Annotated in this window: 14 protein-coding genes; 6 read left to right on the forward strand and 8 right to left on the reverse strand. The window is 62.4% G+C overall.

The features are described 5' to 3' along the window. Positions 1 to 69: 69 nt before the first annotated feature. The 7 genes from ACILRC_RS09940 to ACILRC_RS09970 form a co-directional block, all read right to left on the reverse strand. Positions 70 to 711 (reverse strand): protein phosphatase CheZ, encoded by a 642-nt coding sequence (locus ACILRC_RS09940; protein WP_395669209.1) that lies wholly within the window; start codon positions 709 to 711, stop codon positions 70 to 72. Positions 712 to 713: 2 nt separating this feature from the next. Beyond that, the gene (gene cheY, locus ACILRC_RS09945; protein ID WP_395669210.1) at positions 714 to 1,103 is read right to left on the reverse strand and encodes a chemotaxis response regulator CheY; all 390 of its coding nucleotides are present in this window, start codon (positions 1,101 to 1,103) and stop codon (positions 714 to 716) included. A 60-nt stretch (positions 1,104 to 1,163) separates the two neighbouring features. Then, a complete protein-coding gene (gene motB, locus ACILRC_RS09950; RefSeq protein WP_395669211.1) occupies positions 1,164 to 2,102 on the reverse strand; it encodes a flagellar motor protein MotB in 939 nt (312 codons plus the stop codon). An 18-nt stretch (positions 2,103 to 2,120) separates the two neighbouring features. Next, positions 2,121 to 2,978, reverse strand: a complete 858-nt coding sequence (gene motA / locus ACILRC_RS09955) for a flagellar motor stator protein MotA (protein ID WP_395669212.1) — start codon at positions 2,976 to 2,978, stop codon at positions 2,121 to 2,123. 75 nt (positions 2,979 to 3,053) lie between these two features. Beyond that, entirely contained in the window at positions 3,054 to 3,590 is a 537-nt protein-coding gene (gene flhC, locus ACILRC_RS09960) for a flagellar transcriptional regulator FlhC (protein ID WP_395669213.1), read from the reverse strand. Positions 3,591 to 3,615: 25 nt separating this feature from the next. Then, a complete protein-coding gene (gene flhD / locus ACILRC_RS09965; protein WP_395669214.1) occupies positions 3,616 to 3,942 on the reverse strand; it encodes a flagellar transcriptional regulator FlhD in 327 nt (108 codons plus the stop codon). A gap of 169 nt (positions 3,943 to 4,111) precedes the next feature. After that, positions 4,112 to 5,692: a flagellin gene (locus tag ACILRC_RS09970; protein WP_395669215.1), complete on the reverse strand. Its 1,581-nt coding sequence runs from the start codon at positions 5,690 to 5,692 to the stop codon at positions 4,112 to 4,114. A gap of 433 nt (positions 5,693 to 6,125) precedes the next feature. Here ACILRC_RS09970 and ACILRC_RS09975 point away from each other — a divergent pair, with 433 nt between their 5' ends. From ACILRC_RS09975 to ACILRC_RS09990, 4 genes are all read left to right on the forward strand, one after another. Further along, positions 6,126 to 7,730 (forward strand): flagellin, encoded by a 1,605-nt coding sequence (locus ACILRC_RS09975; RefSeq protein WP_395669216.1) that lies wholly within the window; start codon positions 6,126 to 6,128, stop codon positions 7,728 to 7,730. Positions 7,731 to 7,910: 180 nt separating this feature from the next. Beyond that, positions 7,911 to 9,689: a flagellar filament capping protein FliD gene (gene fliD, locus ACILRC_RS09980; RefSeq protein WP_395669217.1), complete on the forward strand. Its 1,779-nt coding sequence runs from the start codon at positions 7,911 to 7,913 to the stop codon at positions 9,687 to 9,689. Between the two features lie 93 nt (positions 9,690 to 9,782). Next, positions 9,783 to 10,202, forward strand: a complete 420-nt coding sequence (gene fliS, locus ACILRC_RS09985; protein WP_395669218.1) for a flagellar export chaperone FliS — start codon at positions 9,783 to 9,785, stop codon at positions 10,200 to 10,202. Positions 10,203 to 10,215: 13 nt separating this feature from the next. Further along, positions 10,216 to 10,515 (forward strand): flagellar protein FliT, encoded by a 300-nt coding sequence (locus ACILRC_RS09990; RefSeq protein WP_395669219.1) that lies wholly within the window; start codon positions 10,216 to 10,218, stop codon positions 10,513 to 10,515. 78 nt (positions 10,516 to 10,593) lie between these two features. Here the strand turns inward: ACILRC_RS09990 and ACILRC_RS09995 are convergent, their stop codons facing one another. Beyond that, on the reverse strand, positions 10,594 to 12,414 hold the full coding sequence (locus ACILRC_RS09995; protein WP_395669220.1) for a tetratricopeptide repeat protein: 1,821 nt from the start codon (positions 12,412 to 12,414) through the stop codon (positions 10,594 to 10,596). Positions 12,415 to 12,616: 202 nt separating this feature from the next. Between ACILRC_RS09995 and ACILRC_RS10000 the strand changes: the two genes are divergently transcribed. Continuing rightward, the gene (locus ACILRC_RS10000) at positions 12,617 to 13,996 is read left to right on the forward strand and encodes an efflux transporter outer membrane subunit (RefSeq protein ID WP_395669221.1); all 1,380 of its coding nucleotides are present in this window, start codon (positions 12,617 to 12,619) and stop codon (positions 13,994 to 13,996) included. Further along, the gene (locus tag ACILRC_RS10005) at positions 13,997 to 15,877 is read left to right on the forward strand and encodes an SEL1-like repeat protein (protein WP_395669222.1); all 1,881 of its coding nucleotides are present in this window, start codon (positions 13,997 to 13,999) and stop codon (positions 15,875 to 15,877) included. The last annotated feature ends 159 nt before the right edge of the window (positions 15,878 to 16,036 follow it).

Genomic DNA, 16,036 nt, shown 5'->3' on the forward strand with positions numbered 1-16,036 from the left:
ACGTTCTCACCATTGTCGCGAGCGACTTTCGAAACTAAAGACAGAAAAACGGGGCGAATGCCCCGGTAATCAAAACCCCATGCTGGCCAGCAGATCGTCCACCTGAGACTGGTTGGTCACCACCTCGGGGTTGTCGGTGGTTTTGACGACTGGGCCATCCAGCGCCGGCACATACGGTCCTTTGCTGGCAGCCGGTTTGGCCGCGGCCTCCGGTGGTGCGGTCTGGATCAGCAAAGTCACCAACTGCTCTTCGATATTGGCAGCCAGTTGGACCACTCGGGCAATGACCTGTCCAGTGAGGTCATGGAAGTCTTGGGCCAGCATGATCTCGGTGAGGTGAGCATCGACTTGCTGGCTGGCCTTCTCAACATCGCTCACGAAATTCATCACATGCCCCTTGGCCACGGCGGACACCGGGTCTTTGGCAATCAGCGCGCCTATGCGGCGGGTCTCGGAGGCAATGAAGTCGTGCTGGGCCTTGGCCTGGTCCACCTGGTTAAGTACCTTCTCGGCAGCCTCGCCGGTGAGGCGCGCTATGTAGGACAGGCGGCTCTTGGCGTCGGGCAGTTCACCCGCCCAGTCCTTGACTTTGTCGGCCAAGCCCAGGCCGTTCAGCGAATCGTGCAGTTGCCGCGTCAAGGCACCGAGCATGCGGTGCACATCGGCGGCGCTGGGCAGGGGGGGCTGTGTGGACGAGGGATCTGCCGCCATGTTTACTTGAGCCCCGCTTTGGTCAGGATGTGGTTGACCTTGTCTTCCAGCGTGGCCTTGGTAAATGGCTTGACGATGTAGCCAGATGCCCCTTGCTGGGCGGCCATCACGATGTCTTCTTTGCGGGCTTCGGCAGTCACCATGAGCACCGGAATGTGCTTGAGCTTGTCGTCTTTCTTGATTTCAGCGAGCAACTGAAAGCCGTTCATGTTGGGCATGTTGATGTCGCTCACCACAAAGTCAAAGCTGCCGTTGGTCAGCTTTTGTAGTGCCACCACGCCGTCTTCGGCTTCGTCTGCATCGGCAAAGCCGCTTTCCTTCAGCAGATTCCGAACGATTCGCCGCATGGTGGAGAAGTCATCAACAATTAAAAAGCGAAGTTCTTTAGGCATGGAAAACTCTTTCGCACTCGATTTGCAAGGTGCCGCAAGTATGACTGAAAAACACAGGCATCAAGGCGTGGTGCCAGGCACTGGTGGCGTGAGCGTACCGCCAGCTTTGATCTCCACGGGCGGGTTTCCGCCGTACAAAAGACGCTCCTCGGCCTCCTTGGTCATCACCAGGATGGTCATGCGCCGGTTGCTGGGGCTGTATGGGTCGTTGGGGTCGAGCAGCACGCTCGACGCCATGCCCACCACGCGCGCGAGTTTGTCCTCCGGCATGCCCGCAGCGATCAACTCGCGCCGGGTCGAGTTGGCCCGGTCGGCCGACAACTCCCAGTTGCTGTAGCCGCGCGCTCCGCCGCTGTAGCCCTGGCGGTCGGTATGTCCGTCCAGGCTGATTTTGTTGTCCACATCCAGCAAGGCCACACCGATTTCGCGCAGGATCTCGCGCAAGTACGGTTTGACCACCGCGCTACCACTGTCAAACATAGGCCGCTTTTGGTCATCGACGATCAGGATTTGCAGGCCGTCGGGCGTGATCTGCAGCTTGATTTGGGAGCTGAACTCAGCGAGTTTTTCGCTGTTGGAGATCACGCTGGCGATCTTGGCGCTCAGCGCGGCGAGTTGCTGGTCGTCCTTCTTGGCGCGCTCGGCTTTGGCCTTTTCTTCGGGCGATCTCGGAGCCTTCTGGTCGCTGTTGTCACCGCGCTTATTCTGTCCAACCACTTGGGTCAGGTCGTTGCCACCACCCAGAATAACGCTGTTACTCGAGCCCGAGCCACTGCCGCCTTGCAGCGCCACTTTGAGCGGTGACTGGAAGTAATCGGAAATGCCTTTCTTGTCGCCCTCGGTGGTGCTGCCCAGCAGCCACATGAGCAAGAAGAAGGCCATCATCGCGGTCACAAAGTCCGCATAAGCAATCTTCCAGGCGCCCCCATGCACAGCGTGGCCGCCCTTTTTGACCCGCTTGATGATGATCGGCTGGAGCTTCTTCGCTTCTGTGGCCATGGTGTGGGACGCGGGGCCTTATTTCTTCTTCACGTGGGCTTCAAGTTCCACAAACGAGGGCCTCTCCGTGGAGTAAAGCACCTTGCGACCAAACTCGATCGCAGTCGATGGGTTGTAGCCCTGCATGCTGGCCAGCAACGTGGTTTTGATGCATTGCAGTTCCTTGCCTGCTTCTTCCACCTTTTGTTCGAGCACACCAGCCAAGGGTTCGGCAAACGCGTAGGCCAGCAAAATGCCCAGAAAGGTACCCACCAGCGCCGCACCGATCATGCCGCCAAGTACCGCTGGGGGTTGCCCGACCGAACCCATGGTGTTCACCACCCCCAGCACCGCGGCCACAATGCCGAAGGCTGGCAGGCCGCCAGCCACGCGCTGCAGCGCCGCGACCGGCGCATGGGCTTCTTGGTGGTGTGTCTCAATCTCGCTGTCCATCAAGGACTCGATTTCATGGGCATTGAGGTTGCCAGAGACCATCATGCGCAGGTAATCGGTAATGAACTCGACCACATGGTGGTCGCTGCCCACGGTGGGGTACTTCTTGAACAGTGCAGACTCGTGGGGGTTCTCCACATCGTTCTCAATGGCCATCAGGCCCTCTTTGCGGGCCTTTTGCAAGATGTCGTAGAGCAGCGCCATCAGTTCCATGTAACGCGCCTTGGTGTACTTGCTGCCCTTGAAGCATTCCCCAAGACCTTTCAGGGTGGCTTTGACCACTTTCATCTGGTTGTTGGCCAGAAAGGCACCCAAGGTAGCGCCACCGATGGCAATCAACTCGAAGGGCAGGGCCTTCAAAACCACCATGATGTTGCCCCCGTGGGCGATGAACACGCCAAACACGCACACCAAGATGATCAACCAGCCGACGAGTACGAACATGTGGATTGGATTTCAAGAAGGCCCGAACGTTTGGGCGTTGACAATCATATCGTCGTACTTCGGCCGGGCTTGAATTTAGTGCAGCAAAATGCCGCCCGATGCTGCGCCTTTGCCGGCGCGCGCTGGTGGCGAACACAGCCCGCACTCAAAGTGCCGCGAGGTTTCGTAGGCCTCGCTCACAAAGTGGCCGCCGCACTTGGAACACCTGGTCATCGAGAGCATATTGTTGTCAATGAACTTCACCAGCCGCCAGGCCCGGGTGATCGACAGCAGCGGCTCGACCCCGCAGGCCGCGATTTGTTCGGTGTAAAGCTTGTAGGCCCGCATGATGGCGTCAATGTCTTCGAGCGCGCTGACTTTGCTGAGGTACTGGTAGGTGTTTTGGAACAGCGAGGCGTGGATGTTGGGCTGCCAGGTCAGGAACCATTCGGTCGAGAACGGCAACTGACCTTTGCTGGGTGAGCGGCCTGCCACTTCCTTATAGAGGCGCAGCAGGCGCTCGTAGGACAGGTCGGTCTCGCTCTCCAAGACCTGCAGGCGCGCGCCGAGTTGGATCAGGGAAACTGCGCGTTCGACTTGCTTGGAATCGCTGAGTACGCTTTTGGTGGCCATGGTGCTGCTCCGCTTCGCTGTCGTTTTACAAGGTTTCGGCAAAACGCCCGGCCATCAGAATGCTGGCGTGCAGCCGGGCGGTGGCGTCGTTGTCGACTTTGGATGTCGAGTGGTTGGTCAGCAGGCTCCAGACGGTGTCGTCGTCCACCCGGAAGCGGCACAGCAGCATGTTGCCGGAGGAGATTTTCAGGATCTGTGCCGGCGACAGGGCGGCAATCAGGTCGGCGGCGTCTTCGGACATGCCCAGGCGAAACAAGGCTTCGGCCTTGTCGCGACGGATCAGGCTTTGGGCCAACATCAGGTAGGTCATGTTGGCTTCGCGAATCTCGGCAAGAATTTGGTCGTTTGGCATCTTCAGCTCCTGGTGTGGTGGGCGATCCCCTTGCATCGCCATGGACTGAATTGTCAAATTGCGAGCCAAAAACTGAAATCAGAAGTCAGCTAATGCGGCTGTCAGCGTGCGCCGTCTGCGCCTGTAAGGCAAAGTCTTACAGGCGCGCCCTTTCTGCGGGCTGGAACCTTTAGCGTTGCAGCAGCTGCAGCACGCTTTGCGGAAGCTGGTTGGCCTGCGCCACCATCGCGGTGCCAGCTTGCTGCAGGATTTGGGTGCGCGAGAGGTTGGCAGTTTCCATCGCGAAGTCGGCGTCCTGGATGCGCGAGCGCGAGGCGCTGAGGTTCTCTGCGTTGGTATTGAGGCTGTTGATCGTGCTCTCAAAGCGCGATTGCAAGGCCCCGAACTTGGCCCGCTGCGACGAGATGACCGACAGGGACGAATCAACCACCGAGAGCGAGCGGGTGGCGGACTCCACCGTGGACACATCCAGACCCGAGGCGGGTTGCAACTCGCTGGCAGAGGCAACGGCGGTAAAGAAACTCACGGCCGCAGTGCCCGATGTCGAGGCGGCCCCGTTGGTGGTGCTGATGCCAAAGCTGCTGTTGGAGTCCATGGTAATGGACCCGGTGACTTGGGCCAGCCCACCACCGGCGGCCACTGTCAATCCTGCCACCAGGTCGATGCCGCCCGCCGGGTTGGGGATGCGACCCACTACAAATGCGCCAGCCGAGGTGTCGCTACGCAGCGCGATGTCGGCCCCCGTCTCGTTGACCAGGGTGATGCCGGTGCCTGCGGTGTTGATGCGTGCGGTCACACCGGTTTGCGAAGACTTGTCGTTGAACGCGGAAATCGCAGAGGCCAAATCGTCGGCGGTAGACAGGCCGGTGCCGATGTTGAAAGCCACCGTGACCGGTGTGCTCAGTGGGTTGTTGGACACCACGCTGAGGGAATAGCTGCCAGACGCGGTGAATTGGTCGATGTCGATCTGGGTTCTGGCGGTGGCGGTGACACCTGTGATGGAGGCCTGTGCATTGATGCCAGCCACCACCTTGCGGGCGTTGTCGCCCGCCACGATTGCCACATCGGCAGCACCTGTGGCACCGCTGATGCGCAAGGTGTCTGCGCTGATGTCGTTGACGCCAAAGCCACCGACAGAGGCCACTGCGGCGGCCCGGTTGGTGCCGGTGGTTGCCGTGCCCAGTGCCAGGTCGCCGGGACCACCGGTGGAGCTGGCCACAATGGAGCCGATGCGGTTGTTGCCGTACTTGGTGGTGCTGAAGTTGGCCGTGGTGGCGATGATGGTCTGGTTGGCGTTGGCCCCGACCTGAAAGGTCGCTGCAGTGAAGCTGCCGTCCAAAATGTTCTGGCCGTTGAACTGCGTGGTCTGCGCCACCCGGTCCAGCTCGGCAGTGAGTTGCCCGACCTCGGCGTTGAGCGCGGCGCGGTCCGAGGCCGAATTGGTGGCATTGGCCGACTGCACCGCGAGTTCGCGAATGCGCTGAAGAATGCTCGATGCGCTGCCCAACGCACCCTCGGCCACCTGGGCCAGGGAGATGCCGTCGTTGGCGTTGCGCGCCGCCTGGTTGACGCCGCGAATCTGCGAGGTGAAACGTTCGGAAATCGCCAGCCCGGCGGCGTCGTCCTTGGCACTGTTGATACGCAAGCCAGAGGACAGCCTTTGCATGGTGGTGGCCATGGCTCCCTGCGAGACGGCGAGATTGCGCTGCGCAGTCAACGACTGGATGTTGGTATTGATAGTTGAGGCCATCGCGGAACTCCTAAGTTAATGAAATCGGCTTCGCTGCCGATTTCCAAGCCAGCGCCAGTGCAGGCAACCAGTAACGATGGGGGAGATTCTGGAGAGCGCTGGCAACCCCGTTTAGGCAATAAGCGGTGGAAAACGGCGCCAATTGCAAACCGCAGTGCGAAACTTGATAGGGGTAAACCCTTAAATCCCGGAGGAGCTGGCAAAAGCCCGTGCTTTTCCGGTTTTGCGCCCACAAACCAGGTGTTAAGCGCCTTGGGATGGCGAAGTCACTAAAGTTTTTGCGTAACCACCCGAAAACCTTGCCAACGGTTCTGTCATGGAACTGTCGTCCGGATGGCCTCTCCAGAGGTGCCGGTCATGGCGGCCAGCATGGCGCTGGCGTTGAGATCGGCATGTCGCCGGATTCAGTGGGTCTTTATCAGGAGCAATCAATATGGCACAAACCATCAATACCAACCTCAACTCGTTGACGGCACAGCGCAACCTGACGACCAGCCAGTCGTCGCTGAGCACGTCGATCCAGCGTCTGTCCTCGGGCTTGCGCATCAACAGCGCCAAGGACGATGCGGCCGGCCTGAGCATTTCCGAGCGCTTTACCTCGCAGATTCGCGGCCTCAACCAAGCAGCACGTAATGCCAACGACGGCATCTCGCTGTCACAAACCGCTGAAGGCGCGCTGGGTGCTTCGAGCTCGATCTTGCAGCGTATCCGCGAACTGGCGGTGCAATCTGCCAACGCCACCAACTCCGCGTCCGACCGCGCTGCGCTGAACCAGGAAGTTGGACAGCTGACCCAAGAACTCAACCGCATCGCGGGTACCACCCAGTTCAACGGCCAAAACATTCTGGACGGCAGCTTCACCTCGGCCGACTTCCAGGTGGGCGCCAACGCCAACCAGACCATCACGGCCACGACCACCAACTTCACGACCTCCAAGTACGGCAACTTCCGCCAAGGCTCGGTGGTGGCAGGCAGCGTGACGGCCAACGTGTCCAAGGGCGACCTGAACAAGGGCACAACCGCCACCTTGACCACCTCCGCATCGATCGTTGCAGGCGGTGCTGCAACTTCGTTGGTCACCGCCAAAGAGGCTGCTACCACAGGTTCCTCGATTGTTGCGGCAGCCTCCAACACCATCGACGGTGCTTTGGGTTCGGCCACCTTCGCCATTGCAGCGGGCGACAGCGCCAAAACAGTGGCTGCGTCTATCAATGCCAAGACCAACTTGACGGGTGTGACCGCATCGGCCCGCACCGAAATCGAACTGGCCGACTTCCAAGCCAACGCCAGCTACTCGATCGAGATCGTGTCCAACAACACGAAGACCGCAGAAACCATCAGCTTCACCTCGGGTGCGTCGAATAACGCCGACGGTTTGGCCTCTGCCATCAACGAGATCAACGGCAAGTCGGCATCCACCGGTGTGAACGCCAAACTCAACGACGCGGGCGATGGCATTTTGTTGGTCAATGCCAGCGGCGAGGACATCCTGATCCGCAACAAGTCCTTGGCGGCCAATACCTTCGATACCAAGCTCAATGGCACTGCGTTCCAGGACAACATTGCCGGCGACGGTGGCACCTTTGCGCTGACCAGCGTGGCCTACATCACGGGTTCGCTGACGCTGGATTCCGACCGCAGCTTCAGCGTGGTGCCTGCTGCCACCTCGACCAGTGCGGCCAAGACCGGGTACTTCATCAACGCCGCCAATGCGTCGCAGCTGCAAACGGTGGACTCCTTGGATGTGGGCAGCGTTGAGGCCGCCACCCGTGCCCTGAGCATTGTCGACTCGGCCATTGGCGCGGTGTCGAGCCAGCGTGCCAAGTTTGGTGCTTTGCAAGCCCGTTTCGAGGCCACGATTTCGAGCCTGAACACCACGTCGGAAAACCTGAGCGCCTCGCGTTCACGGGTGCAGGACGCCGACTTTGCGCAAGAAACCTCCAACCTGTCGCGGGCCCAGATCCTGCAGCAGGCTGGCACAGCGATGGTGGCCCAGGCCAACCAGCTGCCCCAGGGCGTGCTGGCCCTGTTGCGGTAAAGGCGGGGCGCGACCAGGAGGGAACCCTCAAGTTCCCGTCCTGGCGGTCGATACCAAACACAGCGGGTTGCGCAAGCACCCGCTGTTTTTCCGTTTGTGGGGTAAATCGGGCCCATCTCTGCGGCTCGGCCGCGCACCAGCGTGGGACACTCCGGCGGCGAAACCACGCAGGAGACAGCTATGGCAACGATTTCATCACTGGGGATTGGCAGCGGGCTCGACAGCGAAGCCATCATCACCAAACTGGTGTCGCTCGAAAAGCTGCCCCTGACGGCGTTGCAAAACCGGGCCCAGATCGAGTCCGCGCAGATTTCCGAGTTCGCCAAAGTCAAATCGCAAGTCGCCGCGCTGGCCGACGCGGCGCAGGCCATGTCCACCAGCTCCGCGTGGACCGCACGCAGCGCCTCCTCCTCCAACATCAATGCCGCCACCATCAGCGCGACATCGTCGGCTACGCCCACCTCGTTCACTCTGGATGTCGATGCACTGGCTAAGCAGCAAAACGTGACATCGGTGGGCGTGAGCGCAGGCAGCAATGTGGGTGCCGGCACCATGACTCTGCGCCTGGGCACGTGGAGCGGCACTGCCGCCTCCACCGCCGCCGATGCGGCTGCAGCCGCTGCCGCATCGGCTGCCGCTGCGGCGCAAAGCGCGTTTGTGGGCGGCTCTGCCGAGGCGCTTACCTACGACGCAGCCAACACCGCCTGGCTGGCGGCGGTGGCCGCCAACACGCCCACCGTCACCAATCAGCAGGCCGAAGACGATGCGCTGGCGGCGAAAAACGCCGCCCAGGCCGCCCTATCCCCCGCCGACGTGACCCGCCTCGGGACCCGGGACAGCACTGCGGCAGCCCTGGTGTTGGCTAACAATGCCGCCGCCGCTGCGCGACCCACCTTCATCCCTTCGGGCAGTTCCAGTGACGTGGTGCTCACCGTGTTGGCGACCGACACCGTGGCCACCTTGGCCGCCAAGATCAACAGCGCCAACGCGGGCGTCGTGGCCACCACAGTCAACGACGGTTCGCAGGACCGTTTGATACTGCGCTCCAAAGACACCGGAGCCGCCGCCGGCTTTCGGGTGCAAACCTCCGAGGTGGACAACACCAACACCGACGCCACCGGCTTGTCGCGCTTTGCCTACGATCCGACGGCCGGCGCATACGGAGCCGCCACGGTTGGTAACCAGGTGCAGACCGCAGAAAACGCCAAAGCCCGCATCAACGGCCTGGCGGTGACCTCTGCATCGAACACGCTGAGCAGCAACATTCCAGGCGTGACCATCAACCTGCTGGCCACCACCACCACCAACTACAACAACGTGGGTGGCACCGAGAGCCGTGCGTCGGTGACCTTGTCAGTCAGCGAGGATGTGACGGTGGCGGTGCGCAATGTCAATAACTTCATCACCGCCTACAACGCGCTGGCCAGCAACCTGGCGGAACTGACCAAGTACGACCAGGCCACCAAAACCCCCGGGCTGTTCCAGGGCGACGCTTCCATGTTGGGCATCCAAAGCGTGCTGCGCAACATGGCAGGTTCGGTCTCCACCGGCAGTGCCTATGCGCGGCTGGCGGACGTAGGCATAGAGCGCCAGCTCGACGGCACACTGGCCCTGAACACCGCCCGCTTCAGCACCGCCGCCAACAACGGCACCGAGCTGCAAAAACTCTTTGTTACCAACAACAGCAATACCCTCACCGACGGTTTCGCCCTGAAGTTCAAGAACTTTGCCAGCGGCGCGCTGGCAACCGGCGGCAGCGTGGTCAGCAAGGCCGACGCTTTGCAGAAAAAGCTCGACACCAACACCGCCGAGCAAACCCGCGTGAACGACCGGGCCGCCGCAGTCGAGGCCAGGCTGCGCAAGCAGTACAGCGCGCTGGACGCGAAGATGGCTGGCCTGACTGCCCTCAATGCCTACGTGGCCCAGCAGGTCACCACCTGGAACCAATCCAAGAATTAGAGGGGAGGGCGCGCCGCACCTTGGGCGCTAGAGTCGCTTTAGTCTGCCAGCCTGCTGCCGATAATGGAGTGCAGTAGATAAGGAATTCGCAGCATGTTTACCTCCGTTAGCTCCCGCTCCGCCGCCGCCTACAAGCGCGCCAGCATCGAAGCCAGCGTGGACATGGCCGACCCGCACCAGCTGGTCAACCTTCTGTTTGAGGCCTTGCAGCGCGCCATCGGCGGCGCCAAGCTGGCCCTGCAGGCCGGCGATGTTGCAGCCAAGTGCAAGCAAATCGGCAATGCGGTCAGCATCCTGGAAGAAGGGCTCAAGGCCCCGCTCGACCTGGAAAAAGGTGGCGAAATTGCCAGCAACCTCGATGCCCTCTACACCTATTGTGTGCACCGGCTGGTGCAGGCCAATGCGCGCAACGATGTGGACGCGCTTGACGAGGTGGCGCGGCTGATCGAACCGGTGGCCAGCGGCTGGAAGCAGATCAAAGGGGAGGGCCCGGCATACCTCCGCCAGGTGTGAGACCGGCCTCGGTATGACGCAGCAATTGATCGACTACTACAAAGCCATCGAAGACAGCAGCGCCAAGATGCTGGAGGCTGCCCGGGTGCAAGACTGGGACGGCGTGGTGCGCTTTGAGGGCGCCTGCGCGGTGCTCATCGAGCAACTGCGCCAGCGCGCTTCGGTGGAATCCTTGGACGAGGCCTCGCGCCAGGAAAAGTCGCGCATCATGCGCCGCATCCTCCACAACGACGCACAAATTCGCTACCTCGCCGAACCCTGGCTGGCGCACTGCGAACAGAAGTTCGAGGCACAGCAGAAATTTCTGCACTGAGCCTAGTTCAGTTTGGCATGCAGGTCGTGGGGTCAGGCATCCAGCGCTGGACTACCTGGGTTATCCAACTGCGGTGTTTCAGAGCGCCTGCACCAAACCCTCCAGCGCCGACTCCAAATGGCGCGCAAACGCGGTGGTGTCGAACAACCGGCCAGTCGAGCGCACGGTCTGCAGGTGCGCGCGCAAGCGCGCACATTCGCTGGGTTGCTGGGCCAGCGCCACCGCTTTTTCTTCGTAGCTTTTCAGGTCGTAGCAAATGAGCTCAGGCAGGTCGGCTGCAGTCAGCAGCGCCCCGGCCATGCGGGCGGCAAAGCTGCGCCCGCACAAGGTCAGGAGCGGCAAGCCCATCCACAGCGCGTCGTTGGCGGTGGTGCCGGCATTGAAGGGGAAGGTGTCCAAAAACAGATCGGCGCAGGCGTAACGCGCCAAGTAGTCGGGTGGCAGCACCCGCCCGGCAAACACCAGCCGAGCAGCATCGACCCCATGGGCCTGGGCTGCAGCGCACAAGTTTGTTTGCGCCCAGGGGTTGTCGGCCAGCAGCCACAGCACGCTGTTGGGGGTGCGCTTCAAGATGTTCATCCACACCGCAAACACTTCCGGCGTGTACTTGAAGTTGTTGTTCAGCGAGCAAAACACGAACGCGTCTTCGGGCAGTCCGCAGTCAAAGCGGCTGGGGCGCGCTCCCACGGTGCGTTTGCGGTCACTCACCTGGTAAATGTCGGGCAAGTACAGCGGCTTTTCAGAGTACCAGCGCGCTGCCGACTCGGGAATCAGGAAGCGGTCGGCAATCACATAGTCGATCGACGGCAGGCCCGTGGTGGCTGGCAGACCCAGATAGGTGATTTGGATGGGTGCAGGCCGGTAGGCCAGCAAGTTGGCGCGGGCCCCTGAGGTCTGGCCTTGCAGGTCAACCAGGACGTCGATTTCGTCGGCGCGGATGCGCTGGGCCGCGTCGTAGTCACCCAGGTCGTGGATGCGCCGAAAGTGGTCCATCGAGGCGATCACCCGCTGGCGCAGCGCCGAGCCGTCTTCGGGGCTCCAGCAGTAGCCGTACACCTCAAAGCGGCTGCGGTCGTGCAGCTCGAACAACTCGGCCATCAGCATGGAAACCGGGTGCAGGCAAAAGTCCGAGGACACGTAGCCGATTCGCAAGCGACGGTGCCCGTAGTTGCGCGGCGCTGACAGCTGCGGCACCGCCGATTGCACTTTCTTCTCGACAAATCGCCGCGCTGCATCCAGCTGCGCCTGGGGGTCGTCGGAGATGCTCAGCATGGCCAGCGCCGAGGTGGCCTGCTGCATCGCCTGCAGGCTCACGCCGGGCAGCGTTGCGTACACCGGCCAGATGCATTGCTTTTGCTGCAGGTGCACCCAGTGGTGTAGCGCGTCGCTTTGATGCGGGTTGATCTCCAGGCTGCGGGCCAGGTAACGGCTGGCGTCGGCGAGTTGCTTGCGGGTTTCCAGCACCCTGCCCAGGTGGTTGAGCGCCATCACCAACAGCGGCGATTGGTCGGCCACGGCAGGGTCGGTGTGTTCTGCCACCCAGCGCCATTGGTCCAGTGCGCTATCGATCTGCCCCATACGCTCGTAGAGCATGCCCAGGTTGAGTCGGGGTTGCACAAACGCGGGGTAAATCTCGATGGCCTTGCGGTACGCGCCCTCGGCGCCAGAAAGATCGCCCGCGTTGGACAGTACCAATGCGTAATTGAAGTAGGCTGCGTGGGCGTATGGCGAGGTGTTGCGGGACAGCCAGGTCTGGTAGAGCACCGCAGCCAAGTGGCCAGCGCCTTCGGCCTCCAGCTGGGCGGCTTGGTCCAGCAGCGCGGCAAAGTCCATGCTGCCTTGCCAGGCCTGGGTGATGGTGTGTCCGAACTGTGCTGGTTTGCCTGCCTGTGTGTCCATGAAGGGCTGTCTCGTGTCGCGTTCCGGGATGGTGGGCATCGTACCGTGCGCCAGACGTGATTGGAAACCGCCGCACAGCCAGGCCGCGCCCCGAAGTAGGCCGGTTTCGTCCGCCAACTCTGCGGTTTGCACAGGGGGGTCCAACACTAGACTCGCGGGCATTCGGTGCGGACCCCTCGGTCGGCACATATGGGTTTGGGGTATGTTGAATAAAGCACTGTGGTTGGGCGTAGTGGTCTTGCTGGCGGGATGTGCGAAGCCAGCGCCCTACGTGCGTCCTGATTTGCCGGTGCCCACCCAATGGCCCGCTGCACTGGGGCAGGTCCAGCCCGATGGCGCTGGCAAGGTGCACTGGAAAACCTACTTCCCGGACCCCCGGCTGCAGGCGCTCATCGGGATCGCACTGAACAACAACCGCGACCTGCGCATTGCCGCCGCAAGGGTGCAGGAGGCGCGTGCGCAGGTGGATTTGGCCGCTGCCGAGCGCCTGCCCTCCATCAATCTACAGGGCGGGGCAACGCTCAGTGGTAGCCCGGGCGCCCTGCTGAGCTCGGGTACACCGTCCATTAACCGGCGCTTTGACGTTTCGCTCAACACCGTGGCCTACGAGATGGATTTTTGGGGTCGGCTGGCCAGTTTGAACGACGCCGCCAAGAGCACCTTTTTGGCCACCCAGGAGGCCCAGCGCGCGTTCGAACTCTCGCTGGTGGCTGAGGTGGCCAACACCTACTTCACCCAATTGCAACTGGAGGAATGGTCCCGCCTGGCGCGCGACACGCTGGAGTTGCGTGAACAGAGTTTTGCGGTCGTCAGCCGGGGCCGGGACCTGGGTGGCTCCTACGACTTCGAGGTGGCCCAAACCCAGGCCGCCATGGAGTCCGCCCGCGCCAGCGTGGACGCCATCGCCCACCAATGGACCACGACCACCAACCGCCTGCACTACCTGCTGGGTGAAGTGCCCAAGAACCTGCCTGCCGGCTGGGACCTGGAGCAGCAAGGGGTGGACTCGGTGCTGGTGGCCGGCGTACCCGGTGAGGTGCTGTTGCTGCGCCCAGATGTGATGGCCGCCGAGCAGCGCTTGCTGGCAGCCCAGGCCAACATCGAGGCTGCGCGCGCCGCGTTCTTGCCTCGGGTTTTGCTCACTAGCGGCGTGGGCCTGGCCAGCCAGGGCCTGTCGACATTGCTACAGAACGCGGCCTGGAACTTTGTGCCCACACTGACCTTGCCGCTCTTTGACGGCGGACGTCGGGACGCAAACCAAGATATCGCCCAAGCACGCAAAGTCGCTGCGGTGGCGGACTATGAGAAGACCATTCAGCTGGCCTTTAGGGAAGTGGCGGACCTGCTGTCGGCCCGAGCTGCCCTGGCCAAGCAAATGCGGTCTGCCAACATCGGCGAACAGGCCCAGCAGCGCCGCCTGGATATTGCGATGGCCCGCAGCCGCGTTGGCCTGACCGGCTATCTGGAAGTGCTCGATGGCCAGCGCGAGCTACTGGTTGCCCAGTTGACCTCGGCCCAGATTCGCAGGGCGCAGCTGGAAACCGCAGCGCAGTTGTACAAAGCCCTGGGCGGGGGCGCTTAAATGGCCCCCAACGCCGATCCGCAAAAGCGCTTGTTCAGGCAAACCCTGAAGTCCGCCCGCATTGGCATGGCAGATGCGCAGTACGAGCTGGGGCTGATGTACGCCAACGGCGTGGGGGTGGAGCCCAACATCGAGCAGGCGATGCACTGGGTGGCGCAGGCGGCCCAGCGCGGCCTGGCCGCGGCACAGTATCTGTTGGGTACCCGCTATGCCAGTGGAACCGGTGTTGCGCAAAGCGAACATCAGGCCGTCGTGTGGCTGGCCAAGGCCGCAGAGCAGGGTCATGCCAAAGCGCAATGGCGCTTGGGGCAGCTGTATGCGCGGCCCCACCTGGCGCAGGCCGCCGAGTTGACCCGGGCCGCTGCCGAATCCGGTCTGGCCAGCGCGCAACTGGCCTTGTCGCAGGCCTATGCCGAGGGCATTGGCGTAACCCAGGACACAGTAGCTGCATTGCATTGGTGCCGGATGGCAGCTGAGCAAGGCTTGGCTGCAGCCCAGCATGCGTTGGCCGAACACTATGCGCAGGGCAACGGCGTTCAGCGCGATTTGGCTCTGGCTTTGGACTGGTACCGCCGCGCTGCCGCCCAGGACCATGTGGCGGCCTATTCCGCCATTGCCCGCTTAGGCGGCGAGCGCGAGCAGACCGCAACCACGCCCAACCGCCGCCGTGCAGGGGGCCAGGAGCGCCGCCGCGCCCAAACCCGCTGGAGTACCGCCGCTGAAAACGGCAACGCCGATGCCAAATACCAATTGGGCTGGATGTACGCCCACGGCATCGGGCTGGAGCGCGACCCCGCGCTGGCGGCCCACTGGTTGGGCCAGGCCGCCGCCCAAAACCATGCGCAGGCGCAGTGCGCCTTGGGCGCATTGCACGAGCAAGCCCGCGACCCGCAGGCGCTGCAGTGGTACGAAAAAGCAGCCACCCAAGGCGACCCGGCGGCCCAGTGCGCGCTGGGTCGGCTGTACTGTGAAGGCACACTGGGCGCCCCCCGGCCGCTGGACGGCCTGGCCTGGAACCTGCGCGCAGCGCAGCAAGGCCAAGCGCAGGCGATGCTGCAACTTGGCACGCGCCTGCCAACCGATGCCGCGGCAGCTGCCCTGGCCTGCCTGGAGGCCGCCGCCCAGCAGGGTCAGGCACAGGCGCAGTACCTGCTCGCCCAGCACCATGAGCGCGGACAAGGCGTGGATAAGAATCTGTCCAAAGCATTCTTCTGGTATGAGAAGGCAGCGCAGCAGTCGTTGCCGGCGGCCATGGCTGCAATCGGGGTGGCCTTGCACAAAGGCCTTGGTGTAGCCGCAGATTTCACCCGCGCATGGGAATGGTTGCAAAAGGCGGCGACGATGGGCGACGCGCGGGCGCAATGGAACTTGGGTGCGGTGTACGCCAGCGGCGCGCCGGGCGTCGCGCGGGATCTCAAGCTCGCATTTATGTGGTGCCAGCGCGCCGCCGAGCAGGGCTTTGCGGCGGCACAGTCCAATCTGGGAGCGCTGTACGCGCTGGCAGACAACCCCACGCAGGCGGCACTTTGGTGGCACAAAGCGGCAGCGCAAGACGACCCCGAGGCGCTGTACAACCTGGCTTTGGTTACCGCCAGAGGCACCGGCGTGGTCCAGGATATGGAGGAGTCATTGGGGTATCTGCTGCGTGCGGCGCACCTCGGGTTGGCGCAGGCTCAAGCGCGTTTGGGCTTGCTGTACGCCACCGGCGAGGGCTTGGTGCAGGATCCGATTGAGGCCCACAAATGGTTCGCCATCGCCGCCGAGAACGGCGAGGCTTCGGCCAAGGTGAATGCGGCCCGCTGTGCTGGTATAAACAGCGGCCCCGCAGTTGCCGAGGCCCTTAGGCGCGCGGCTGCATGGAAAATCAAGCGTTTTTCGTGAATTTATCGGAGGCGGCCTTGGGTAGTATGGCAACTGGTCATTCTTGCCTGGTTACTTGAGCTGCCTGAGAGAAGAAAAGATTTCTCTCAAGGTTCATGAACCTGTGCCGATGATCAAGAAGGCTCGAAGTGCGCGCATTGGTGCCTGTCGGGCAGGCCC

Source organism: Rhodoferax sp. (assembly GCF_044236835.1).
Classification (GTDB): domain Bacteria; phylum Pseudomonadota; class Gammaproteobacteria; order Burkholderiales; family Burkholderiaceae_C; genus Allorhodoferax.